General features: G+C 60.4%; 21 protein-coding genes. 3 read left to right on the forward strand and 18 right to left on the reverse strand.

The genetic code is table 11. From position 1 onward, the window contains the following. Nucleotides 1–19: 19 nt before the first annotated feature. The 8 genes from I9188_RS06140 to I9188_RS06175 all read right to left on the reverse strand — a co-directional run bounded on the left by I9188_RS06140 (nucleotide 20) and on the right by I9188_RS06175 (nucleotide 9,107). Nucleotides 20–286, reverse strand: a complete 267-nt coding sequence (locus I9188_RS06140; RefSeq protein ID WP_209504520.1) for a DUF2484 family protein — start codon at nucleotides 284–286, stop codon at nucleotides 20–22. Next, a complete protein-coding gene (locus tag I9188_RS06145) occupies nucleotides 283–531 on the reverse strand; it encodes a DUF2484 family protein (protein ID WP_209504521.1) in 249 nt (82 codons plus the stop codon). The genes I9188_RS06140 and I9188_RS06145 overlap by 4 nt, the downstream gene beginning before the upstream one ends. Nucleotides 532–606: 75 nt before the next feature. Then, a complete protein-coding gene (gene murC / locus I9188_RS06150; protein ID WP_209504522.1) occupies nucleotides 607–2,016 on the reverse strand; it encodes a UDP-N-acetylmuramate--L-alanine ligase in 1,410 nt (469 codons plus the stop codon). Then, nucleotides 2,013–3,110, reverse strand: a complete 1,098-nt coding sequence (locus tag I9188_RS06155) for a UDP-N-acetylglucosamine--N-acetylmuramyl-(pentapeptide) pyrophosphoryl-undecaprenol N-acetylglucosamine transferase (RefSeq protein ID WP_209504523.1) — start codon at nucleotides 3,108–3,110, stop codon at nucleotides 2,013–2,015. The genes murC and I9188_RS06155 overlap by 4 nt, the downstream gene beginning before the upstream one ends. Beyond that, the gene (ftsW, locus tag I9188_RS06160) at nucleotides 3,110–4,273 is read right to left on the reverse strand and encodes a putative lipid II flippase FtsW (protein ID WP_209504524.1); all 1,164 of its coding nucleotides are present in this window, start codon (nucleotides 4,271–4,273) and stop codon (nucleotides 3,110–3,112) included. Before ftsW ends, I9188_RS06155 begins: the two co-directional genes overlap by 1 nt. 189 nt (nucleotides 4,274–4,462) lie before the next feature. Beyond that, entirely contained in the window at nucleotides 4,463–6,076 is a 1,614-nt protein-coding gene (locus I9188_RS06165) for a S8 family serine peptidase (protein ID WP_209504525.1), read from the reverse strand. 21 nt (nucleotides 6,077–6,097) lie between these two features. After that, nucleotides 6,098–7,255, reverse strand: a complete 1,158-nt coding sequence (locus I9188_RS06170) for a phosphatase PAP2 family protein (RefSeq protein ID WP_209504526.1) — start codon at nucleotides 7,253–7,255, stop codon at nucleotides 6,098–6,100. Between the two features lie 28 nt (nucleotides 7,256–7,283). Next, nucleotides 7,284–9,107 (reverse strand): adenylate/guanylate cyclase domain-containing protein, encoded by a 1,824-nt coding sequence (locus I9188_RS06175; RefSeq protein WP_209504527.1) that lies wholly within the window; start codon nucleotides 9,105–9,107, stop codon nucleotides 7,284–7,286. 840 nt (nucleotides 9,108–9,947) lie between these two features. Here I9188_RS06175 and I9188_RS06180 point away from each other — a divergent pair. Continuing rightward, entirely contained in the window at nucleotides 9,948–11,129 is a 1,182-nt protein-coding gene (locus I9188_RS06180) for an NAD(P)/FAD-dependent oxidoreductase (RefSeq protein ID WP_209504528.1), read from the forward strand. Here I9188_RS06180 and I9188_RS06185 read toward each other — a convergent pair. The 9 genes from I9188_RS06185 to mraZ form a co-directional block, all read right to left on the reverse strand. Next, the gene (locus tag I9188_RS06185) at nucleotides 11,126–11,500 is read right to left on the reverse strand and encodes a glycine zipper family protein (protein WP_209504529.1); all 375 of its coding nucleotides are present in this window, start codon (nucleotides 11,498–11,500) and stop codon (nucleotides 11,126–11,128) included. The two genes, I9188_RS06180 and I9188_RS06185, sit on opposite strands and share 4 nt — an antisense overlap. A gap of 110 nt (nucleotides 11,501–11,610) precedes the next feature. Then, entirely contained in the window at nucleotides 11,611–13,008 is a 1,398-nt protein-coding gene (gene murD / locus I9188_RS06190; protein WP_209504530.1) for a UDP-N-acetylmuramoyl-L-alanine--D-glutamate ligase, read from the reverse strand. Nucleotides 13,009–13,157: 149 nt separating this feature from the next. Then, on the reverse strand, nucleotides 13,158–14,240 hold the full coding sequence (mraY, locus tag I9188_RS06195) for a phospho-N-acetylmuramoyl-pentapeptide-transferase (protein ID WP_209504531.1): 1,083 nt from the start codon (nucleotides 14,238–14,240) through the stop codon (nucleotides 13,158–13,160). 36 nt (nucleotides 14,241–14,276) lie between these two features. After that, nucleotides 14,277–15,671: a UDP-N-acetylmuramoyl-tripeptide--D-alanyl-D-alanine ligase gene (gene murF, locus I9188_RS06200; protein WP_209504532.1), complete on the reverse strand. Its 1,395-nt coding sequence runs from the start codon at nucleotides 15,669–15,671 to the stop codon at nucleotides 14,277–14,279. Beyond that, nucleotides 15,668–17,167 carry a UDP-N-acetylmuramoyl-L-alanyl-D-glutamate--2,6-diaminopimelate ligase gene (locus I9188_RS06205; protein ID WP_209504533.1) on the reverse strand — a complete coding sequence of 500 codons (1,500 nt, stop codon included), beginning with the start codon at nucleotides 17,165–17,167 and terminating at the stop codon, nucleotides 15,668–15,670. Before I9188_RS06205 ends, murF begins: the two co-directional genes overlap by 4 nt. 22 nt (nucleotides 17,168–17,189) lie before the next feature. Then, nucleotides 17,190–18,977, reverse strand: coding sequence for a penicillin-binding protein 2 (locus tag I9188_RS06210; protein ID WP_209504534.1), 1,788 nt, complete (start codon nucleotides 18,975–18,977; stop codon nucleotides 17,190–17,192). After that, nucleotides 18,974–19,342, reverse strand: coding sequence for a cell division protein FtsL (locus I9188_RS06215; RefSeq protein WP_209504535.1), 369 nt, complete (start codon nucleotides 19,340–19,342; stop codon nucleotides 18,974–18,976). The genes I9188_RS06210 and I9188_RS06215 overlap by 4 nt, the downstream gene beginning before the upstream one ends. Further along, nucleotides 19,339–20,331 (reverse strand): 16S rRNA (cytosine(1402)-N(4))-methyltransferase RsmH, encoded by a 993-nt coding sequence (rsmH, locus tag I9188_RS06220; protein WP_209504536.1) that lies wholly within the window; start codon nucleotides 20,329–20,331, stop codon nucleotides 19,339–19,341. The genes I9188_RS06215 and rsmH overlap by 4 nt, the downstream gene beginning before the upstream one ends. A gap of 4 nt (nucleotides 20,332–20,335) precedes the next feature. Next, a complete protein-coding gene (gene mraZ, locus I9188_RS06225) occupies nucleotides 20,336–20,839 on the reverse strand; it encodes a division/cell wall cluster transcriptional repressor MraZ (RefSeq protein ID WP_209504537.1) in 504 nt (167 codons plus the stop codon). Between the two features lie 889 nt (nucleotides 20,840–21,728). Between mraZ and I9188_RS06230 the strand changes: the two genes are divergently transcribed. Further along, nucleotides 21,729–21,953 carry a DUF1127 domain-containing protein gene (locus I9188_RS06230; protein WP_209504538.1) on the forward strand — a complete coding sequence of 75 codons (225 nt, stop codon included), beginning with the start codon at nucleotides 21,729–21,731 and terminating at the stop codon, nucleotides 21,951–21,953. Between the two features lie 370 nt (nucleotides 21,954–22,323). After that, a complete protein-coding gene (locus tag I9188_RS06235; RefSeq protein WP_209504539.1) occupies nucleotides 22,324–22,614 on the forward strand; it encodes a DUF1330 domain-containing protein in 291 nt (96 codons plus the stop codon). Nucleotides 22,615–22,618: 4 nt separating this feature from the next. On the opposite strand, the gene I9188_RS06240 is transcribed toward I9188_RS06235, so the two are convergent. Further along, nucleotides 22,619–25,015, reverse strand: a complete 2,397-nt coding sequence (locus I9188_RS06240; RefSeq protein ID WP_209504540.1) for a UvrD-helicase domain-containing protein — start codon at nucleotides 25,013–25,015, stop codon at nucleotides 22,619–22,621. Nucleotides 25,016–25,195: the final 180 nt, after the last annotated feature.

A 25,195-nucleotide genomic window follows, 5' to 3' on the forward strand; every position in this document is an offset into this window, starting at 1 on the left:
ACCTCCTGAAGTTGGCCGGTTATTCTTTGGCCGCCTTCATGCCCTGCATTTTCACCTTTGTCCAACGGGTCAGATAAATCACCGGCCAGCGCAGCACGGACATGCCCATTGCCAGCACCAGCAGCCCGATCCAGGGGCCATTTTCATAGGTGACATAGCCGACGATGGGAATGCCCACGATGATCAGGATATAGGCGCGCGTCCAGTGGTTGTCGGTGCTGGGGATCAGCGCAAGGACGTTGGCGGCAATGCCCCACAGGGCTGCCAGAGCGATAGACCACGTCATTCTGCGACCTCGCGCCCTGTCCATTTGCGCCAGTAATACCGGATGGGGTTGCGAAACATCGACACGAACCCGGCAAATGCCGCGACCGACCAGAACCAGCCGTGGACATATCCAAGCCATACGACCAGCACTGGCGCGCAGACCAACAGGACAAACCCCGGCGGGAATTGCAGCCGCATCGGCAACATTGCCACGATGGTGGCGCAGATCACCCATAGCGCTGCAAAGATCATCGAATAGTCCATTCGCCCCTCCGAGGACACGCGACTGTTGCGGTCAGAGTATCACACTTTTAAGTTGTGCGACAAACAAATGACGCGTCAAACAGCTTGTTTTCTTTGCAATCTCTCGGGCAGGCCATTGGCCCAGGCGCTGATCGTACCAGCACCGAGGCAGACGACCATATCGCCGGGACGGGCCTGTTCGCGCACGAGGCGTTCAAGGTCGTCTTCATCCAGCAGCGCACGGGCGTGGCGGTGGCCGTGACGGATCAGGCCCTGCACCAGATCGTCGCGTGACGCGCCTTCGATCGGGTCTTCGCCAGCGGCAAAAACCTCGGCAATGGCCACGACATCGGCGTCGTTGAAGCAGGTGCAGAAATCGTCAAACAGGTTGGACAGGCGCGAATAGCGGTGCGGCTGATGCACGGCGATCACGCGACCTTCGGTCGCCTGACGGGCGGCCTTGAGAACGGCTGCGATTTCGACGGGGTGGTGGCCGTAATCGTCGATGATGGTGACGCCATCGATTTCTCCGACCTTTGTAAAGCGACGGTTGACGCCGCCGAAATTGGCCAGCGCGTCGCGGATTTCCGCAGCTTTCATGCCCAGATGACGGGCGACGGCAGCGGCGGACAGCGCGTTTGAGACGTTGTGATCGCCGGGCATCGGCAGGGTGCAGCCTTCGATCATCTTGTCTTCGTATTGCAGATGGATGTCGAAATGCGCCACGCCGCCTTTGTAGGTCAGGTTCACAGCCCGCACATCCGCCTGCGCGTTGAACCCATAGGTTCGCACACGGCGGTCGGTGATGCGGCCGACAAGGGCCTGAACCTCGGCATGATCGGTGCAGCAGACGGCCAGACCGTAGAATGGCAGGTTCGAGACGAATTCGTAAAAGCCGTCGCGCAGCCTGTCGAAATCACCCCAATGTTCCATATGCTCGGGGTCGATATTGGTGACAATGGCAATGGTTGCGGGCAGGCGGTTGAACGAGCCATCGCTCTCGTCGGCTTCGACCACCATCCATTCGCCCTGCCCCATCCGCGCGTTCGATCCATAGGCGTGGATGATGCCGCCATTGATCACGGTCGGATCGAAATCGCCTGCCACCATCAGTTCGGCCATCATGGTCGTCGTGGTGGTCTTGCCGTGTGTTCCGGCAATGGCAATGTTCGAGCGCAGGCGCATCAGTTCGGCCAGCATGTCGGCGCGGCGGACAACCGGCAGCCCTCGGGCGCGGGCTTGGTCCAGCTCCGGGTTGCCCGGTTTAATCGCGGTCGAGACAACCACGACGGCCGCGTTTTCAAGGTTTTCGGCGCGCTGGCCGACGAAAATCTCGGCCCCCAAACTGGCAAGCCGGTCGGTGATCTTCGAGGCCTTCAGGTCCGAGCCCTGCACCTGATACCCCAGATTGAGCAGCACCTCGGCGATACCCGACATGCCAATCCCGCCGATGCCCACGAAGTGGATCGGCCCTACGTCCTGCGGCAGTTTGGTTGCTGGGTTCATGTGGTCTCCTTCTGCGCCAGCTGCTCGACCAGAGCGACCAGACGCTGGGTGGCATCGGGCGCCCCGACCGACAGAGCGCCATGGGCCATTTTCTGTGCGGCTTCGGGGTTCGTAAGAACCGTGGTGATTTGCTGTGTCAGCGTGGGAACGTCAAGCGCATTTTCCGGGATCATGATGGCCCCGCCGGCCTGCACCAGCCCGCGCGCGTTGGCGGTCTGATGATCCCCGGCGGCAGCAGCAAACGGGATCAGGATCGAAGGACGACCGATGACCGAGATATCGGCCACGCTGGACGCGCCCGAGCGCGAGATCACAAGCTGCGCATCCGACATGCGGCGGGGAATGTCATCGAAGAAGGGCTGAACGTCCGCGCGGATACCATGATCTTGGTAGAATGCGCTGACCCGTTCACCATCTTCATCCCGCGCCTGATGCGAGACACGGATATGCGCGCGAAGGTCCTCGGGCAGCGCGGCAATCGCTCCGGGCACCATATCGCTGAGGATGCGCGCACCCTGCGAGCCGCCCATCACCAGAACCGACATCGGGTAATCTCCCGGCGGGATATACCCGGCGGCGGCGCGGTCTAGAACCGCGGCACGTACCGGGTTGCCAGTGTGGATGCCATGCGCGCCTTCGGGCAGATCCGTCGGCCAGACGCCGCAGGCCACCTGTGCAACGCGGGTTGCGAACAACTGGTTCACGCGGCCCAGAACCCCGTTCTGTTCATGGATCATTCGCGGTATTTTCAGCAGGGTCGCGGCGCCCAGCGCCGGGATCGACGGATAACCGCCAAAGCCCACGACAACACCCGGTTTGTCGCGCATCATCTGGAAGATCATGCTGGTGACACCACCAGCGATAATCGGGCCAACCATCGCCTTTGCCGCCAGACCGCCACGAGCGAAGGTGGCCGAGGATGCCTCGACAATTTCGGTCGAACGGGGAAAGCCACCGGTATAGCGCGCACCGCGCGGGTCGGTGGACAAGCGCACACGCCAGCCCTTGTGCAGCATCGCCTCGGCCAGCGCCTGAGCGGGGAACATATGGCCCCCGGTGCCGCCAGCCGCAATCAACAGGTAAGGGTTCCCCATTATCCTCGTCCGCGCAGAATATCGCCTAGTTCGCCCTGTGGACGGTTTCGGGTGAAGGCCAGCAGCATGCCAACGGCAATACCGCCAGCAATCAGGGACGAGCCGCCATAGCTGACGAACGGCAAAGTCATGCCCTTGGCGGGCAGCAGACGTACCGCAACACCCATGTTGATCATCGCCTGAACGCCAAACATGCAGGCCAGACCGGTACCGGCCAGACGAATGAACATGTCGCGTTCGCGCATCAGCCGCAGCAGCGAGCGCACGACGATCAGCGCATAAAGCGCAATGATGATCATGACGAGGATCAGGCCGTATTCCTCGGCCGCGACGGCGATGATGAAATCGGTATGGGCATCGGGCAGCGACCATTTCACCTGCCCCTCCCCCACGCCGACGCCGAACAACCCGCCTTCGCGGATGGCGTTGGTGGCATAGCCCAGCTGGGTTGTGGGATCGACCTCTTGATTTAGAAAGCCGTCGATGCGGCGGGCAAAGTGTTCAGAATTCGAATAGGCCAACATCCCGCCCAGAACGACAACACCGGCCATGCCCAGCAACAGCAGCATCGGGGCCCCGGCTACGAAATACATGACGCCCCAGCCGAACAGGATCAGGCAGGCCTGACCGAAATCGGGTTGCATCACCAGCATGGCCACGATGGCCATGCAGAGCGCAAAGGACCACAACCGCCCCGGAGGGCCATTGATTTCCTGTGAGGCCGCCAGCAGCCAAGCGGCCACGACGACAAAGCCGGGTTTCAGAAACTCGGACGGTTGCAGCGAGGCAAAGCCCAGCGAATACCAACGCACCGCACCCTTGCCGAAATCCGTTCCAAACACCGGCAGGAAGACCAGAGCGACGAAGGCCCCCAGAAAACCCAGAACGGCCAGACGCCGCACCAAGGTTGGAGACATCATCGAAGTCAGCAGCATCGCGATCAGCGCCAATCCGCCGAACAAGGCCTGACGCTCGACATAATGGAAGGGGTCGAACCCGTTGCGACCGGCCAGTGGCGGCGAAGAGGCCAGCCCCAGCAACAGCCCGATGGTAAACAGGATCAGAACGCAGGACATCGTCCAGCGATCGATAGTACGCCACCACTTCGGTAGAATCGGTTCTCCGCGCTGGTCCTGGACCGCGCCATACACCATCTCAGTCATGAGATACCGCCACTCTCTGCCTCGTTAACGCCCCGTTTTCGGGGTCTGGCTACGAGTCTACATGCAATTTGGCGATCAGGCCAGCCTGTTCGCGGGCAAATCGGGATTTCCCGCGCAAGACCCGCGCCGCAGACTCAGACCGCCTGTCAACCGTGTTGCGACGGCCACCAGGCGGGAGGCGGCGGGCTGTCAGACTTTGGTCAGCAGCAGCGGCACATCCAGCAGCCCCGCCACACCGAACAGTTCGGCCCTGGGGGGAGGCGTGTAACCGTTGATCGCATCAGCTTGCAGAGTTCCTGCGGCCGAGGACCAATACCAGTGGGCGTTGTTGAATCGCGTTGCAGATGTTTCGAGGTTCTTGAAGATGGCTTTGATCTGCACCCCATTGAGAACACTGGGCGACTTTCGTTGCATCATCGCGATTGCCCCGGCAACGAGGGCCGAAGCCCCCGAAGTGCCGCCGAATTCGGTATACAGACCGGCAGGATCGTCCACGGCCTTTTTTCGGATTTCGACAGCCGCGGCAAGGCTGCCTTCGACATAACCCCGGGGGCCCGGCACGTCCAACGTCACCAACCGTTGAGGTGCGAAATCGACAATCGGGATCGCGTCACCACTGCCATCGCGTTTGAGGTGATGTTTGGGAAGAGCGGCCCGATCCTCCAGATGGAAATCAGTGGCCGAGGCCGCGTCCCGGTCCAGACGTATTTGATAGCGGTTGTAAATCTCACCGTCATCCGAGGGGGCGGACACGGTCAGATCAGCAGAATAGTTCGAATACCCGGACCGGTAGCCATTATAGTTCACGGCCCCCACGGAAATGATCCCGTTGGCTGGATCACCGGACAGGCTGGCCGGGTAAATCAATTCACTTCGACCGTCATTGCCAGCCGCGCAGACCACCGGAATTTTCGTGCTGACCCATTCGACGACCTTGTGGAGCGCCGACCACGCCACTGAAATATCGCGCGCGTCACCGTCGGGTTCATCGCGCATCGTCTCGTGCAGGCGCGTCTTTTCGTGCCTGTCCAGACCCGGATAGAACGGTTCGGTAACAGTGGCAGGACGGTCATCATACCCGGGCCAATGGTCCGGGTTCGCTATGTCGCGCGGAAACAGGATGACATGAACATCCTTTTCATGAGCATAAAGAAACGCCGCAATCAACTCTTCCGGGCTGGGTGAGATCGACGTCGTGATCGGAATAACCCTGCTTTTGGGATCAACCCCGTAATACGCCGCGATATTGCCGGTATTGCCGAATTGATCCGCTGCAAAGCTGGTTCCGCAGGCCAGCCCGGCACAGCTTGTGCCGTGCCCGGCATAGCGATCATCATAAGCATCGATGTAACGCTTGACACCAAACCCCGATCTCAGCCCGGCAATCACCCGCTGTTCCTGCGACGTCAGGCCCGGAATGCCCAAGGGGTTCTGAATGCCCGACAGATGTTGCACATGTTCTTCGATATGTTCTGCCCCTGCACTAACGGCCGACCGGTCGATGTATTTGACACCGAACGGATGGCTGGCCAGATCAAGGGCTTCGTCCCGAATGACCCTGTCCGCCGGAACCGGTCCGGTGTCCGGCGCTTTCAGGTTTGGGTGATGCGGGGCCACGCCCATGTCGATCAGGGCGATCTTCGCCTCGGCCAGAGCAGGGCCTGTGAAATCCCAGATCGCGCTGTCGATTTCCGGGCAGGTCTCTCCGTCAGCGGGCGGGGGCGCCTTGACGGTCAAGGCTTTGATCGCGACCAGGTGCCAGAGATAGTAATATCGTGCGTAGTCTTCGTTTCCTGCGGTCATTTCGTCACCTCGCGTTGATCCTTAACCCAGCCATTCGTCTTGTGCTTCGTCCATCAGTTCGTCCAGAACCTCGGTCAGGTAAGCCACGGTTTTTCTGGCCAGACTTCGCCCGGCGGCTGTGTCGCTTGGGTAGTGCAGACCAGCCCATTCGCGGTTTTCAGCAATCCGCTGGGCGCGGTGGAACAAAGCGACAGTGCCCGGATGTTCAGGGATCAGCCGCGAGAACAGTTCGGCAATCGCGAAGGATTGGTAGGAGTGGTTCGAGGGGTAAGCCGCATGAAAAGGCACCGGGATAAAGGGCCGGATCAGCGGCTGGATGATATTGGGTCTGGGTCGGCTGAAGCGGTTCTTGTAGGTCAGGCCAATCTCATTCGTCAGTTCCAGCAGGATCGTCATTAGCGCGCGGGTCGCATCAAAGCCGCCCTGCTCGTCAATGCCCAGCGGGCTGAGATAGTCATCAATGCCAAAGCCTGCCTGCGTCACGATTTCCTCGCGCCGCGTCGCCTGATTTGACCACTTGAGCCGCCCTTGCAGGATCAGCAGGTATTCGGTTTCCTTCATGCTTTCGTCAGGGCCCGGCGGCGGTAGAAGATCGATGTTTTCCCAGATTTTGCCCAGCAGGCCGGATGCGGGCAGCATTCCGATCCGGCACAGATCGCGCATCTCGCGCCAGCCGAAGGAAGCATCGCTGCCGCCGACGTCAAAATCGCTGCGGTTCCGGTTACGATTGCGATTTCTGTTTCGGTTCCGGTTTCTGTTCCGATTGCGGTTTCTGTTGCGGTTCCGGTTCAGTGCGAATGCCGAAGATGCGCTCATCGCGATTGAGGCCGCGCCGAGGGCAGAGCGTTTCCCGATCTCATCGTCTATCGAATCCATTACACCTGCGTCAGCCTTGAGCGGATCAATGAACCGCTCGTCCTGCATGAAATCACTGAGTTTGCGCAGCGTTTCATCGTCCAACACCTCTGGGTCCAGCGCGTTGATCGCTTTACTGTATTGCAGGTAACTCTCTCTCTGGGCATCGAAAATGAAATTGTTCAGCTCAGATTGGTTCGCCCCCAATGAGGAGCCGAGACCACCGGTTCCGGCAAGGTTCATCAGTTTCACCACTTTGCACGAGATCAGCTCACCACGTCGGACCATCATGCCAAAGTCGTTGAGCGTGGAAACGTAAGACATAAGTAAACCCCCTACTTTTACCCCTACTTTAAGCGTGTTGCGGCAATCCGATCCTGGACAGGCCGCTTTCCATCAGTTGCGCGCTGAACCGTGTTGGCACCGGGAACCGGTCTTGCTGGATGCAGGCCAGCGACATGTCCGGTTCCAAATTAGTCAACCGCTGCAAGGCGAACTCGCCTCGCTGCCGGTCACCTGCGTGCCCGTAAGCCGCAGCCAGATAGCGCATGACGGTTTTGAACTGCGGTTGAACCTCCATCACGGATTCGCCGAACCTGATGGATTTCTCGAACTCGCCATTGACCAGCGCGGCGACGCATCCTGCCCCGTCAAACAGGTGCCGGTACGGGCTGTGCCGTCCGATAAGCCGTGCCTTCTGCGCGGCTTCAACCGCCAGCGTCGGACGATCCGTGTAGCAATAGAGCATGGCGGCGGAATCCCAACTCATCGCCCGATAAGGGCTGAGCTCGAGCGCGCGGTCGACCAGATCCTGCGCCACCGAAAACTCTCGGAACACGTAGGAATGCACGTGGGCGACAAGGCCCAGAACAGTGCCGTTGTCCGGGTCAGCCTCGACCGCGCGGCGGGCCAGATCTCGCGCCTGCGCTTCAAGTGTAGCATCCCAGGTTCCGTACCGTTCGCCGACCTTGAAGGTCGTGACATAGGCCAGCCACGCAAGGTAGACCGGCTTGGGATCAAGCTCGTAAGCCGCCAGAATATCCGCCTCGAGCTGGTCCAGCCCCGGCCCGGTCATGGTCAACAGGTGATGCACGGCGGCAACGGCGGTTTTCGCCGCGTGATGGGAGGCCGGGTCGCGCATGTGACGCCCGTTCAGCAAAGCCGTCAGCAAAGCGTCGGTGGCATAGCTGATGAACGATGTCAGACCCGAGCAGTTTTGCCCCAGAAAGTCACCCTGATCGGCCACCACATTCTGGCTCCAGATCACTTTTCTGTCTTCCGACCGCATTGCGGTGGCGGACACTTGCAACATGCTGCCACAGGTCGAAGCGCGACACTGAAGGAAAAGATCAGGTCCAGCCGACAGTGGTTCCTTTGGAAGCGCGACCTGCGGCACCCGGTAATCCTGAACCTCGAGCGCCTCGGTTTCGGTAAGGGATTTGGACAGCTGTTCCGCGACGATGTTGGACACGAATGTCGCGGTTTCGGAACTGCCACCGACATCCGGAGACAACAGACCTATCACGAAATTCGGGCGCGGTATGGAGAACGACATCTGCTCGGACCGGAAGGCCGTTGGTTTGGTGGGAACGGGAACCGGCTGTGCTTTTCCGTCCTTCTCATAGGGGACGTCGATGGTTGCGCGGGCCACTTTGAACAGCTCGAGCGTGGCACCGATATTCTTGAGATTGGGCCGCCCGATCGAGTTGAACAGGAAATCCTGCCGCCCGCGCAGCGCATTGCGCACAACGCTTGAGACCAGAACCTCGCCGGATGAGCCGACGCTTTCGATCCGAGCTGCCGTATTCACGGCGTCACCGATGATCTGCTGGTCAACCTCGAACGTGTCGCCAAGATGTATCCCAATTCGATACCCCTTGGCGTACCGGTCGGGGGCATGGGTCAGGACATCCTGCACCCCCAGCGCAGTTTCGACGGCGGCACGCGCACTTGGAAAGACGGCGCACAGTCCGTCACCGGTCAGGCCGGTCACCCGACCCCGAAAGCTGTTAACCAGATCGCTGACGCAGTTCAGATCGCGGCGGATTCTGGCCAGCGTTTCAAGCTCGTCCTCGCGGACGGCGGCAGAGTAATCACATGCATCAAGGAACAGGATCGCCCTGAGCCGCGCCTTGGGGAGGTCGCTTTGATTGTTCAAATTCAGATTAATACCCATGATCGTGTCTCGGAACTCTTTAACTTGTTGAAATGTGCCACCCCGAAAACAGGCAGGCTGGCACGCATCAAAGGCGTGTTGCGATTGCAAATGCAGCCGACGGGTGTGAATGGCGCTGCATTGCGCGGGACGGGCCTCGGGCCTGAATGGAAATCACGAGGCATTAATCGGCCCGCTGATGAGATTTGGTTTCTAAAATGCGTTAAGTTCAAAATAATAAGGGTTATTGTATTGTTTTAGTGAACTTCCGTCGACATATTTTTTATTTTTGAACATATTTTTCGGTGTAATTTGGCCAATTTACCCGGCACCTGTGGCGCTTGGTGCTTGGCGGGCAAGACGGGCTGATGCGGCAAGACTTCCCGTTAGGAGTGCGCGAGGGCTGATCCCGGTCAAGCACTTGGTATTGAACCGGCCCGATACTCTTGAACCAAGCGGATGGCCCGAGACAGTTGCGGCTAACTGACACCGGAAATCGATTCTCCAAAAAGTATCCGAACGTTGTAATGCCTTCACCGTTTCTGCCAGACATGCCTGCCACCACCCTGTTCGGTGGCCCCACTTGTGGTGGGATCAGGTGCCTTGCACAACCTGAACGGTGCCGCATTTTGACCGGACCCGGGCGTGGCTTTCTGCGATCTGCACCCTTCCAGCCCCGCCCCGCGACGCGCGCGCAAAATCCCGACAACCAGCCCAAACCGGCCCCCGTGCAAGGGTGTCACCGCCCGCAGGCCCCGATTTTCCGGGAATCATTCACCTGACAACTAAATCCTTTGCCTCAGGCACGATGCGCCGGGTTTCACCCTTGTCATCGCCGAAAATCCACGCCAAGGGCGGTGCATGAGGTTCGATACGATCATATTGGGTGCCGGAGCGGCAGGCATGATGTGTGCGGCCCGTTGCGGTGGGCGGGTGCTGGTGATCGACCACGCCAAGGCGCCGGGCGAGAAAATCCGCATCTCGGGCGGAGGGCGGTGCAATTTCACCAATATGTATGCGGGGCCGGACAATTTCCTGTCGCAGAACCCGCATTTTTGCAAATCCGCGCTGGCGCGGTTTACGCAGTGGGATTTTGTCGATCTGGTGAACCGGCACGGCATCAAATGGCATGAGAAAACGATGGGGCAGTTGTTCTGTGATGGCTCTTCAAAGCAGATCATCCAGATGTTGCTGGACGAGATGAGCCGCGCCGGCGCCGAGCTTTGGGTGCAGACCGCGCTGCGTGATCTGCGCAAGGAGGACGCCGGATTCGCGCTGGAGGTCGAGCGTGAGGGGCAGCGCCTGCATCTGACCTGTGCCAATCTGGTGCTGGCCACGGGAGGCAAATCCATCCCCAAGATGGGCGCGACCGGGCTGGCCTATGACATTGCCCGACAGTTTGGCTTGCGGGTGACCGACACCCGCGCGGCACTGGTGCCGTTCACTTTTTCGGATGACCGGTTCAAGGACCTTTCCGGTGTTTCCCTGCCCGTGCGGCTGTCCAATGACCGCACAAGTTTTGACGAAGCGCTGTTGTTCACCCATCGCGGCCTCAGCGGGCCGTCCGTTTTGCAGCTGTCCTCTTATTGGCGCGAAGGTGAGGAGATCGGCGTGAACCTGATCCCCGAACTGCCCCTGTTCGATCTGCTGCGCGCGCAACGGCAAAACGCCGGGCGCAGGGCGCTGACAACGGAACTGGCGCGGCATCTGCCGTCCCGGCTGGTTGAGTACCTGAGCCAAATCATCCCGATGTCCGGCAATCTGGCTGATCAGTCGGACGCGAAACTGTCTGAACTGGTCGCGGCCCTGTCAGATTGGCGGCTGGTACCGTCGGGAACCGAAGGGTATCGCACCGCCGAGGTCACACTGGGCGGAATAGATACCGATGATCTGTCGTCGAAAACGATGGAGGCCAAGGATGTCCCTGGCCTCTATGCGATTGGCGAAGCGGTGGATGTCACCGGGTGGCTGGGCGGCTACAACTTTCAATGGGCATGGTCATCAGGCCATGCCGTAGGTGTCGCCATTGCCGCCATGAATTAACCTACGACGTTGTAGCCGCGACCGCGCATGCAGTTGCGCACGATCACTTCCTGATTCTGGGTGTTGCTGATCGCACTGGCACCCACACCGACCAGAGCACCAGCGGCCGCCGCGCGCCCCAGATCGCTGGCGCTGTTGTCGATAATTGCCGTGGTTGCCGCAGCACCGGCCGCGCCGATGGCGGCAGCGCCCGCGGTGTTGCTGTCCAGCGTCGGACGGGACCGGGCCAGCGCCTGACAATTGGCCAGATCGGACTGGTAGTTCGGGCCCACAGGCCCGTCGACGATAGGAACATAATTCGCCCCGCTATTGGCACAGGCCCCGGCCAGCGCAACGACGGGAAGGATGGAGAGAATTTTGCGTGCAGACATTTTCCGCTTCCTCTTTATTGAACTTAAGGTGACGCAACCTCAATTCCAACAAAGTGTCAATCTGATTGAAAAATGTCCACATCTACCGGCGGTCTGTTGCAGGTGCGGCCTTAGCACAGCCGTTTTTGCACCTGCGCTGTGAAATCGTCGCCACGCTGTTCGAAATTGTCATATTGATCGAAACTTGCCGCGGCCGGGGCCAGCAGAACGGTCTCGCCCGCCTGCGCATCCTCCATGGCTTGCGCCACTGCCGCCTCCATCGTGGTACAAACCTGTGCGTCGGACGTCAGCTGCATCGCAAAGCCAGCTGCCTCACGGCCGATGACATAGGCTTTGATCACCTGATCCGCTGCTGCGTTCAGGGCTGCGACACCGCCTTCTTTCTCAAGCCCGCCACAGATCCAGCGGATCTTTTTGAACGCAGTCAGCGCCTTCAGGGCGCTGTCGACATTGGTCGCCTTGGAGTCGTTGACATAGGTTACTCCGCCCGCCTCAGCGATGATCTGGCTGCGGTGGGGCAGGCCCGGGAACGAGTGCAGCGCGTCTTCGATCACGCGCGGCGCAAGGCCCAGCGACCGGCAGGCCGCATAAGCCGCGCAGGCGTTCTGGTGGTTATGGGCACCGGGAAGGCCCTTGATCGCGCGCAGGTCGATGGACCCGGCCTGCCGCCCCTTGCGGTATTCCGACAAAAACCCCTTGCGCGCAAAGACCTGCCAACCCGGCCCGGTCAGCTTTCGCGCTACCGAGATACGGATCACCCGGTCATCCGCCGGCCCTTCGGCCAGTTGCCCGGCCAGAAACGCACCTTCGGTTTCGTCGATGCCGACAATTGCGCGGTCCGGGCCGCCTTCGGCAAACAACCTTCGTTTGGCCGCGAAATATCCGCCCATGCCGCCGTGGCGGTCCAGATGATCTGGCGAGAGATTGGTGAACACCGCCACATCCGGGGTCAGCGCGCGAGCCAGTTCCGTCTGATAGCTGGAAAGCTCCAGCACCACGACCGAGCCATCACCGCCCGGATCGATATCCAGAACCCCGCGCCCGATATTTCCGGCCAGCTGCGCCTCGCGTCCGGCCTCGGTCAGGATGTGATGGATCAGCGCCGCAGTGGTGGATTTCCCGTTCGAGCCGGTGACCGCGATGACACGTGGCGGAGTGTCATAGTTGTTCCACTCCGGCCCCGCAAAAGAGCGGAAGAACAGCCCGATGTCATTGTCGACCGGCACGCCTGCGTCCAGAGCTGCGGCAACCACGGGGTTGGGTTCGGGATAAAGATGCGGAATGCCCGGTGAAACGATGAGCGCGGCAATCGTGTCAAACGCCCCCTGTTTGCGCAGGTCGGCACAGGAGAACCCTTCGCCCTCGGCGTTGGCGCGGGCTGTGGGGTTGTCATCCCAGCAGACCGGTTCCGCCCCGCCTGCGCGCAAGGCGCGTGCCGTTGCCAGACCGGACCGGCCCAATCCCAGAACCGCAACTTTTTGCCCTGAAAAGCCTTTGACCGGGATCATTCTACCCACCTTCTTTGATTTGGATTTGGAGGCCACACTGCACTGAAGAAAATCACAATGACAAGGGGCGTGTCAGGCTTGCGCAGCGGCGCGAGCCGGGCCCAACAGGTGGCAGTAGGGCCGCAGGCCCACCGAACCTGGCGGGAGCCTTACCGCACCTTCAGCGTTGCCAGACCGATCATCGCCAGGATCAGCGAGATGATCCAGAAGCGGATGACAATTGTCGGCTCGGCCCAGCCCTTTTTCTCATAATGGTGATGGATCGGGGCCATCAGGAAGACCCGTTTGCCGGTGCGTTTGAAGTAGAGGACCTGAATGATCACGCTCAGCGCCTCAACCACGAACAGGCCGCCAACAACGGCCAGAACAAGCTCGTGCTTGGTGGCCACGGCAATGGCGCCCAGCGCGCCGCCCAGCGCCAGCGATCCGGTGTCGCCCATGAAGACCGCCGCCGGGGGGGCGTTGTACCACAGGAATCCGAGACCCGCGCCAAAAAGCGCTGAGGTGAAGATAAAGATCTCACCCGTGCCGGGCACGTAATGCACATCGAGATATTCGGTAAAGTCGACGCGGCCCACGGCATAGGCGATCACGCCCAGCGTCGAGGCGGCGATCATGGCTGGCATGATGGCCAGGCCGTCAAGACCGTCGGTCAGGTTTACCGCGTTGGCGGCCCCCACGATCACGACAATCGAGAACGGAATATAGAAGATGCCCAGATTGACCAGCGTGTCCTTGAATACGGGTACAGCCAGTTGGTTCTGCAACGCTTCGGGGTGGTGCAACGTCGCCCAAAGCGATGCCAGCACGGCAATAATCACGCCCAATGCGAGGCGCATCCTGCCTGAAACCCCCTGCGTGTTCTGTTTTGAGACCTTCGCGTAGTCATCCGCGAATCCGATGGCCGCATAAGACAGGGTCACGAAAAGCACCATCCAGACATAAGGGTTGTCCAGACGCGCCCAGACAAGGGTCGAGGTCACAAGTGCCCCGACAATCAGCAACCCGCCCATTGTTGGCGTGCCTGCCTTGGAAAAATGCCCCTCGGGGCCATCATTGCGGATCGGCTGGCCCTTGCCCTGCTTTCTGCGCAGCACGTTGATCAGCGGTTTTCCGAAGATGAACCCAAAGATCAGTGCCGTCATGAAGGCACCGCCTGCGCGGAAGGTGATATACCGGAAGAGGTTCCAGAAATCCCCGCCATCCGACAGGGCGGTCAACCAGTACAGCATGACAATACCTTTCTCACACGAGGCGCATGGGCGTGATCACCCATCAAGCGCGCCCCCTTGCCCCATTTTGCGCAGACCGTCAACAATCGAGGCCAATCCCATGCTGAGAGAGCCCTTGGCCAGCACAGTATCGCCGTCCCTGACCAGCGAAGGCAACTGGTCGGCCATCTCGGTGCTGGTTTCAGACCAGAGGCCGCGTTTCGCCGGAGGCAGCGCGTGGTGCAGTGCCCGCATCAACGGGCCGATACAATGCACCTGATCGACATGCGCCATCGCATTGGCATCGGCCATGGCGGCGTGCATCGCCTCTTCCTGCGTGCCGAGCTCTTTCATGTCGCCCAGAAAGGCGATGCGGCGTTTGCCTTGTGAGGCGGCGAGCACGTCCAGCGCGGCCTCCATCGAGGTCGGGTTGGCGTTATAGCTGTCATCTAGCAGTTCGATCTGCCCGCCGCCGGGCAGAGGAATGCTTTCCCGTACACCGCGCCCCTTGACCGGGGACCATGCGCGCAGGCCCGCAATGGCCTGATCCAGATCGACACCCAGTTCCACGCAGGCAGCCAAGGCCCCCAGCGCGTTCATGGCGAAATGCGTACCGGCAGAGTTCACCGCAAAGCGGAATACCTGATCACCAACGGCAGCTTCGGCAATCACGGTGTTCGCCCCCTGCTGAACGTCGGTCAGCCGGTAATCCGTTGCGCCTTGGCCGAAATCCACGATCCCGGCCCCCTGCCCAAGGGCCGTATGGCGCAGGATATCCGCGTGGTCGATATCCGCATTGACGATTGCCGCCCCACCGGGTTCGAGCCCTTCAAAGATCGTTGCTTTTTCATGGGCGATGCCAGCGACTGACTCGAAGGCTTCCAGATGCACCGCCGCCACGGTTGTAACCAGCGCCACATGCGGGCGGGCCTGCCGGGCCAGCGGGGCAATCTCGCCCGGATGGTTCATGCCAATCTCGATCACCGCGAATTCAGTGTCGCGCGGCATCCGTGCAAGGGTCAGCGGAACGCCCCAGTGGTTGTTGTAACTGGCCACGCTGGCATGGGTTTTGCCTTGCGTTTCAAGGATCACGGCCAGCATTTCCTTGGTCGACGTCTTGCCGACACTGCCGGTCACCCCTACCACACGCGCATCCGTTCTGGCGCGTGCTGCCTTCCCCAAAGCCTCGAGCGCCGCCTGCACATCATTAACGATCAGCAGTGGTGCGTCTGGCGATACGTTGTCGGGAATATGCGAGACCAAAGCCGCGCTCGCGCCTTTCTCAAGCGCTTGGGCAACGAACTCATGCCCGTCCCGTGCCGCTTTCAGCGCAACAAACAGATCACCGGGTTGAAGGGTGCGCGTGTCGATGGAGACACCATCAGCTGTCCAATCGGCCGTGACCCGCCCACCCGTTGCCTGAGCGGCCTCGGATGCTGTCCAGAGCGTCATGCGACCCTCCCGTCCAGCGCGGCGACGGAAATGCTGGCTTGTTCGGCATCATCGAAGGGCAGCACCTGATCTCCGACGACCTGCCCGGTTTCGTGGCCCTTGCCCGCAATCAGCAACGCGTCGCCGGGTTGCAGGGCATCGATGCCGCGCAGAATGGCTTCGGCGCGGTCGCCGACCTCGGTCACGCTGACGTCGCCCGCTGCCTCGAGCGCACCTGCCATGACGGCGGCGCGTATGGCGGCGGGGTCTTCGCTGCGTGGGTTGTCGTCGGTGACGAAAACCATATCTGCGTGGTTGGCGGCTGCCTTTCCCATCAGCGGGCGTTTCGTGGCATCGCGGTCGCCGCCCGCGCCGACAATGGCGATCAAACGACCCATCACATGCGGACGCAGCGCCTTGAGAGCGGTGGCCACGGCGTCGGGGGTGTGCGCGTAATCCACAAAAACCGTCGCGCCGTTTTCGCGGGTTGCGGCCAGCTGCATACGCCCGCGCACGGTGGTCAGATGCGGGAGCGTTTCAAAAACCCGTTCGGGGCTGTCGCCCGCGGCAATCACCAGCCCGCAAGCCAGCAGGATGTTTTCGGCCTGGAACCCTCCGATCAGGTTCAGGCGGGTCTGGAAGGTCCGGCCCTGCCACGCAAATCGCAGATCCTGCCCGGTGGCATCGAACCGCTGGTTGATCAGGCACAGATCGGCGTCGCCCAACCCGACGGTCAGCACCGATTGACCGCGCGCCTCGGCGATCCGGCGGACCCGAGACCCCTTGGGATCGCTCAGATTGATGACCGCGGTGCCATCCTGCGGCAGAACCCGGTCGAACAACCCGGCCTTGGCTGCGAAATACGCTTCAAAAGTCTCGTGGTAATCCAGATGGTCCTGCGTGAAGTTCGAAAACCCGGCAGCGGTCAGGTGCACGCCATCCAGGCGGCGCTGTTCGAGGCCGTGGGACGAGGCCTCCATCGCAGCGTGGGTCACGCCGTTTTCGGCGGCTTCGGCGAGACAGCGATGCAGGGTGATCGGCTCGGGCGTGGTATGGGCCAGCGGTGCGGTCCATGCCCCTTCGACCCCGGTTGTTCCAAGATTGACGGCCGCGTGGCCCAGTTCGGTCCAGATCTGGCGCACAAAGGTGGCAACCGAGGTTTTTCCGTTGGTTCCGGTGACCGCGACAATGGTCTGCGGCATCGCGCCGAACCACAACGCGGCGGCCCCGGCCAGCGCCTGACGCGGGTCTTCGACAACCACCAGCGCCGCATCCGACGCTGCAAGATCAGCTGCTGCGATTTTCGCCCCTTCGGCATCGGTCAGGATGGCGGCGGCCCCCATGCGCAGGGCGTATTGGATGAACGAACCACCATGAACCCGCGTGCCGGGAAGGGCTGCAAACAGGAAACCGTCTTTCACCTCGCGGCTGTCAACGGCCAGACCGGTGATCTCGGGGTTTGCCCCGCCTCGCGCGGTCAGGGCCAGTTGGCTGAGTTTCTTTGTCCTTATGCCCATGACCCACCTCTTGCCGGACAGCCTAGTTTGAGGTCAGCGTTATAGCAGCGCCCGCCTCAGGCTCAAGCCGGGGACGCAAGCCCAGCAGAGGTGCCACGCGACCAATAAGTTCGGCAGCTACAGGCACCGCGGTCCAGCCTGCGGTGCGGCGTTTTTCGCCGTAAGCCACGATTGAGGGTTCATCCAGCGTGACGATCAGCACATATTTCGGATCATAAGCCGGGAAGATCGTTGCGAAAGTAGCAATAACCTTGTCTTCGTAATACCCGCCGCGCGGTTTGGGCTTGTCTGCCGTGCCGGTCTTTCCAGCCACGTCATACCCCTTCACCTCGCCAAAGCTGGCGGTGCCATCCGTCACCACCTTGCGCAGCATCTTCTGCGCCTGACGCGCGGTTCCCTGCGACATCACGCGAGGGCCGTATTGCGGGCCGTTCTGGCGCAGGATGGTCGGGCTGACATAGTGCCCACCGTTGGCAATCGCGGCATATCCCGCCGCCAGATGCATCGGGCTGGTTGACAGGCCATGGCCGTAGGAAATGGTTACGGTGCTCAGCTCGCCCCATTTCTTTGGCTTCAGCGGCACACCTCCCGTGGCCTCGACAATCTCAAACGGGGTCGGGTCGAACATGCCGAGCGCATTCAGAAAATCCTGCTGCCGCTGCGCGCCGATCTGCAACGCCAGACGCCCGGTGCCACGGTTCGAGCTGTGGACGATCACATCCGCCACGCTGATCTTGCCGTAATTCTTGCCGTTGAACTCTCCGATCGGGAAGCGCCCGATCTTCATCGGGCCGGATGTATCGATGATGGTGTTCGAGTTCACCAGCCCAAGGTCAACCGCCTGCGCGGCGGTGAAAATCTTGAAGACCGACCCCAGTTCGTACACGCCCTGCACATAGCGGTTGAACAGCGGGCTGTCCGAGGGATCAAACCCCGAGGTCGGCGGGCGCGGACGATCATTGGGATCGAATGAGGGCAGCGAGGCGGCGGACACAACCTCGCCCGTATGCGCATTCATCAGAACCGCCGATGCGCCCTTGGCGTTCATGATCTTCATACCGCCGTAGAGCACCTGTTCGACCGCGGCCTGAATGGTCAGGTCCAGCGACAGTTGCAGTGGCTTGTTGCCGTTGGCCGGGTCGCGCAGATAGTCGTCAAACTGCTTTTCCACCCCGGCCACACCGATCACCTCGGCGGCGCTGACGCCCTCGCGGCCAAAGCCGGACCCGCCGAGGATATGAGCGGCCAGCTTGCCGTTGGGATAGAGGCGCATCTCGCGCGGGCCAAACAGGATACCGGGATCGCCAATGTCGTGCACGGCCTGTTTCTGTTCGGGCGAAATGCGTTTCTTGATCCACAGGAACTTGCGCTTACCAGTGAAATCCTTGACCAGACGCTCTTTATCCAAATCGGGGAAGATCGCGACCAGCTGATCTGCTGCCGCAATCGGGTCGATCATCAGGGGGGGCTGTGCATAAACGGAATAGGTATCCAGATTGGTTGCCAGAATGCGTCCTTCGCGGTCGACGATATTGGCGCGCTGCATGGCAATCGCAGCCCCCGGAGCGTTGGCCAGTGGTTCCTGCACCTCGGATGTTGCCAACATGCCCATGCGGACACCGACAACTGAGAAAGCGCAAAAGAAGAACAGGCCCAGCACCAGCAGACGCCCTTCGGCGCGGGCGCGGGCGCGGTCTTTCATGTCTTCGTGGCGCTTGCGAATGTTTTCACGCTCGATCGCCTTTGGGTTTTCGCCCCGGGCGCGGGCGTCAAGGATACGGGCCAGTGGGCGAAGGGGCGTGCGTGTCATGGGATCTGCACCTCGCCCAAGGCCTGAATGTCGGTGATGGCCTGCAATTCAATCGGGTCAACGATGGGCAGGTCCGGGTCTTCGGCAAAGGCAATCTGATCGGCGCGCCCGAACTGCTCGGCCCGCAATGGCAACAGACCAAGGCGTTCAAAATTCAGGTCCGCCAGTTCTCGCAGCCGGTCGGGACGGTTCAAATAGGCCCATTCTGCGTTCAAGACCGCCAACCGCACCTGCGCCATGCCGATCTCGCGTTGCAGGGATTGCGTTTCCTTCACCACCTGTTGGGTGCGATAATTCTCCTGATAGGCCCAAAGCGCCAATCCGAACACAGACAGAGCAGTCAACACATACAAAACACTCTTCATCTTGCCCTTCCCCCCAGTTGAGGCATTCCAATGGCGCGGGCCTCAATTTCCCCCGCCGGAGCATCGGTGCGGATCGCAACACGCAGCTTGGCCGAACGCGCGCGCGGGTTTTCCTGCAATTCCTGTTCGTCGGGTCCTACGGCCTTGCGGGTCTTCAGTGTGAATTGCGGCTGGTCCTGTTCCATCTCGGGCGCATAGCGGTTCGCACGCCCTGTTTTGCCCGCGCGCGACTGAAAGAACCGTTTGACCATCCGGTCTTCGATGGAATGGAAGGTGACAACGGCCAGCTGCCCACCGGGTTTCAGCGCACGTTCGGCGGCCATAAGGCCCTGAAACAACTCTTCATATTCGGCATTCACCGCGATCCGCAGGCCCTGAAAACTGCGTGTTGCGGGATGCGATTGCCCCGGTTTCGGGCGTGGCAGACAGGATTCGACAATCTCGGCCAGACGCAGGGTCGTTGTGATCGGCGCCTCGGTTCGCGCCCTGACAATTGCCTTGGCAATCCGGCGGCTGGCGCGTTCTTCGCCATAGTGGAACAGGATATCAGCCAGTTGCGCCTCGGTCGCCGTGTTCACCAAATCGGCGGCGCTTTCGCCTTGCTGGCTCATGCGCATATCCAGAGGGCCGTCCTTCATAAAGGAAAACCCGCGCTCGGCCTGATCCAGCTGCATCGAGGACACGCCAAGATCCAGTACAACGCCGTCCAGATCCTGCGCATATTCGTCCATGCGCGAGAATACGCCGGGCTGCATCACCAGCCGGTCGCCGTAATCCTGCGCCCAGTCTGCCGCCATTTCAAAGGCCAGCGGGTCACGGTCTACACCGATCACCTTGTCCGCCCCGGCCTCCAACAGACCGCGCGTATAGCCGCCCGCGCCAAACGTGCCGTCCAGCCAGATGCCCGTGACCGGCGCAACTGCGGCCAGCAAGGGGCGCAACAGAACAGGAATATGGGGTTTTTCAGATGAGGACGCAGCGCCGGCCATGCCGTTACGCATCCCCGGTGCCATCTAGGAACTGCATCGGATCAAAATCGTCCGGCAGATCATCCATCCATTCTTCGGTCTTGGCCAGCTCCTCGACCTCGTAGGTCTCGGGTTTCCAGATCTGAAAGGTGTCGCCTGCGGCAATAAAGAACGCCTCGCCTTCGAGGCCGATCTTGCTGCGCAGCTTGGCGGGCAGCACAAGACGCCCGGTTTCGTCCACGTTAGTCGGGAAGGACTGACCGTGGAACATGCGCTGCAACATCCGCCGCTGCATCGAGCCGCGCGGCAGGGCATCGATCTTGGCATCGACCTCGTCAATCGCCTGCATGGTATAACATTCAAGGAACTTGCGGCGGTGGTCGCCATAGACAATCACCAGTTCAGGGTTGTCACCGGGCTGCCAGTTGGGATCGGACGATTCAAGCACGCGGCGAAACGAGGCCGGGATCGATACCCTGCCCTTCGTATCCACCTTGTGGTGGCTTTCACCTCTAAACCTGCGCGCCAAGACGACTGTCCCTTTCGCTTGCGCCCCACCTTGAATTCACGTTCCCCCCGGATGAAAAACGGCGGGTTGATCTGCTGCCACTGATCAACCCGCCGCATTGACCCGCTTTGCGGGATGTCCAGCTGCGCGCGCCACCTGGGGGGATGTCTGCTCGCCCGCGCGCCGGATCTCTTGGTTGATGAAAGCGAGATGCCTGTATGAAACCTGAATATTTTTGGTCGGGGTCGTTTGGTGCCCCTGCTGCCTCGTCCTCATCGGATGTATTAGGGATGCCATGGGATTTCATGGAAATCAATAGGAATTTTGCGCAACGTGTCATGAGGAACACGGCCAGAACGGAATATCATTGAAGGACTCGAGATCCGCGACACCAGTATTAGCGGAAGATGAAAAATCAACCCCTATATATAGGAGAATTCTTCAGTTGAAATTTTTCCCGCGATTTCCCAAGAATTTTGCCGGATTTTCTTTTGGACTGGAAATATTGGCCTCAAATGCACAATCAGCCCTTCGAATCGTTCAGAATATTGGGTCGTTTTCCGGCAATCCCCCCCACGCGACCACATCGCCCCATGATTTCCCACGCGCGATTCACCCAAGCCTTGTCAACATCGGAACGGATATGTTTTGCCCAATTTCCCGCCGAGTGCGCTCAATTCAGAGGCAGACCATCGGGAAGGGCCAGATGCCGCCGACAAAGCTGACCTAGGGTCGACCCCATATTTTCAAGGCGCATCGCGGCAAGAAGAAAAAACTGAGCCAATCTATGCGTTTGCTGCATAGCAGCATTGATGTCGTGACCCATTGTGCAATTGCAGCATTTGCCTATCTTCAATCTCAAGCAAGAGCCGGACGATACCGGCAAGACAAAAAGATACGGATGATGAGCATGGCAGTCGCAAGCACGCATACAGCAGTAAAGAACGCACCGGCGTTCGGTTTTGGCGCAGTTCTGGAAAACGCAAAGACCCGGTTCGTGCGCTACCGCCTGTACCGCCAGACCGTCAATGAACTGTCCGCTCTGTCGAACCGCGAGCTGGCCGATCTTGGCCTGCACCGCTCGATGATCCGCCGTGTTGCGCTGCAGGCGGCAAACGAACAAACCGCGCGGTAAGCGCGACACGTATACTGAGATCAGGCCCTTCCTCCTCCCTTAGGGTCTGTAATCAGCGGCAACGTCTTCCTCCTCCCTGACGTTGCCGCACCTTATACCGGCCTCAACCTGCCGGACACGGATACATCGGGGCGTCCTCCTCCCTGCCTTGATGTTGAAAGCGCGCGGCGATGTCTTCCTCCTCCCTGACATCGCCGCGTCTTCCTCATACCGGGTTCAAACCCGGGCTCGCATACATCAGGGCTCTCCTCCTCCCTGCTCTGATGTTGACAAGACGGCGGTTCCCTCTCCTCCTCCCTGGGAACCGCCGTTTTTTGTTTTTCGGACACTGGTGTAGGATGGCGTCCTGACTTCTGATGCGGAGGATGCCATGGCCGCCTATTTCATTGCACAGATCAACATTCACGACCCGGACGGGTACCAGGCCTATCTGGCGGGTTTCATGCCGATCTTCGACCGCCACGGCGGTCGCCTGCTGACGGTCTCATCCAAACCGGTCGAACGGATCGAAGGCGATTGGCCCGAAGGCGGGATTGTGTTGATGGAGTTTCCGGATCTTGCAGCAGCGAAAGCCTGGAAGGACGACCCGGATTACATTGATCTGGCGAAGATCCGACAGGCCACCGCAACCACCAATCTGGTTCTGGTCGACGGGATATGACGGTTCAGAACGGGACGTCATCCTTGTTGGTCAGAAAACGCGAGACCACTTTCTTGATACCCGCCTTGTCAAAATCGACCTCGACCTTGTCGCCTTCGATCCCGATCACCGCGCCATAGCCGAATTTCTGGTGAAACACCCGCTCGCCCAGCGTGAAACTGGCCAGTGCGGTGGCGTCGATCACCGTGTTGCGGCTTTCGCGGGGTTGCGACATGCCATATTGGCCCTGCCGCGCCTGCAACCGTCTCCAGCCCGGCGAGTTATAGACATTGGCTTCGGCCGCGCGGGTTTCTATGCCCGCCGTCTGATGACCGCCGCCATAAAGGCCCGGAGGTGTCAGCACATCGATATGGTCCTCGGGCAACTCGTCAATGAAGCGCGAGGGCATGGAATTCTGCCATTGCCCAAATACCCGCCTGTTGGCGGCGAAGGAAATCGTACAAACCTCTTCGGCACGGGTTATGCCAACATAGGCCAGACGGCGTTCTTCCTCGAGCCCCTTGAGGCCGGTTTCGTCCATCGACCGTTGCGAGGGGAACAGCCCGTCTTCCCAGCCCGGCAGGAAGACGACGGGAAACTCCAGCCCCTTGGCCGCGTGCAGGGTCATGATCGAGACCTTGGCCCCGTCACCGTCCTGTTCATTGTCCATGACCAGGCTGACATGTTCCAGAAACCCTTGCAGGTTCTCGAAATTGTCAAGTTGGTTGACCAGTTCCTTGAGGTTTTCCAGACGCCCCGGCGCTTCGGGGGTCTTGTCGTTCTGCCAATGGGCCGTGTAGCCGGATTCGTCGAGGACGATCTGTGCAAGCTCAATATGCGTATGCTCGGGCGCGCCATAGCGGATCGGCGAAACCCCGTCATCAATAACCGTGTCATCATCGACTTCAATCCGGGGACCGCGTGTCATCGCATTCCACCGGGCCAACCCGTCGATCAATTCGCGCAGGGCTTTGCCGCCCTTGCCCTTAATCAGCCCGTTGTCGACTGCAATCCGCGCACCTTCGACCAGAGACACGCCATTCTCACGCGCCACAATCTGAATGTTCTGCTGCGCCTTGTCGCCCAGTCCGCGCTTCGGCGTGTTCACGATCCGCTCGAAGGCCAGATCATCTTCGGGGCTGACCACCAGCCGGAAATAGGCCATGGCATCGCGGATCTCCATCCGCTCATAGAAACGCGGGCCGCCGATCACCTTGTAGGGCAGACCGATGGTCAGGAACCGGTCCTCGAACGCGCGCATCTGGTGGCTGGCGCGGACGAGAATCGCCATCTCATCAAGGTTCATCGGACGGATACCGCGCGTCCCGCCCTGCATGGCGTCGATTTCCTCGCCGATCCAGCGGGCCTCTTCCTCGCCATCCCAATGACCGATCAGGTTGACCTTGTGGCCGTCTTTGGCATCGGTCCAAAGCTCTTTACCCAAACGGCTTTCGTTGCCCCGAATGACGTTCGATGCAGCCGCCAGAATATGCGGGGTCGAGCGGTAGTTCTGCTCCAGTCGCACCACGTAGGCGCCGGGAAAGTCCTTTTCGAACCGCAGGATGTTGCCGACCTCGGCCCCGCGCCAGCCATAGATCGACTGGTCGTCGTCGCCGACGCAACAGATGTTCTTGTGTCCACCGGCCAGTAGGCGCAACCACAGGTACTGGGCGACGTTGGTATCCTGATATTCATCCACAAGGATGTAGCGGAACCAGCGCTGGTATTGTTCCAGAACATCTGGGTGGGTCTGGAAAATCGTGACCATGTGTAGCAGCAGGTCGCCAAAATCCACCGCGTTCAGCTCGCGCAGGCGAGTTTGGTACTGAGCATAAAGCTCAATGCCCTTGTTGTTATAGGCCCCGGTATCCGCCGCAGGCACCTTGTCGGGCGTCAGCGCCCGGTTTTTCCAGTCATCGATGATCCCCGCCAGCATCCGCGCGGGCCAGCGTTTGTCGTCGATGTTGGCAGCCCGAACCAGTTGCTTGAGCAGGCGCAGCTGATCGTCGCTGTCCAGAATGGTGAAGTTCGATTTCAGATCGACCAGTTCCGCGTGGCGGCGCAGCAGTTTGACGCAAATGGAATGGAAGGTGCCCAGCCATGGCATTCCTTCGGCGGGTTGACCAAGCAGGCGGCCCACTCGTTCCTTCATCTCGCGCGCGGCCTTGTTGGTGAAGGTCACCGACAGAATCTCGTTCGGGCGCACGCGCGCCGTGTTGAGCAGATGCGCAATCCGGGCCGTCAGCGCCTTGGTCTTGCCGGTCCCCGCCCCGGCCAACATCAGAACCGGGCCGTCCAGATGTTCGACCGCGTCACGTTGCGCCGGGTTCAGCTCATCCAGATAGGGCGAAGGGCGCACGGCCATAGCCCGCGCCGACAGGGATGCGCCTTCGAAGGCGTCCATTTCGTCAAAACTGCTCATACCCCCAAACTACGCCGGATGGACGCCGAGGGAAAGAGTTTGTTCACGGCTTGTTCGCAAGGATTTTTCACGTCTTTTTGCATTCAATTCTAAACAAAGATGCCGCTGCCCTGTGGGGCTGTTAACCCTCTGTCAAGTCCTGGCCCGGATGCTGACCCCATTGCTGCGGGAGTGGAACAG

The sequence above is a fragment of the Ruegeria sp. HKCCSA071 genome (genome assembly GCF_017872555.1).
Taxonomy (GTDB): Bacteria; Pseudomonadota; Alphaproteobacteria; order Rhodobacterales; family Rhodobacteraceae; genus Ruegeria.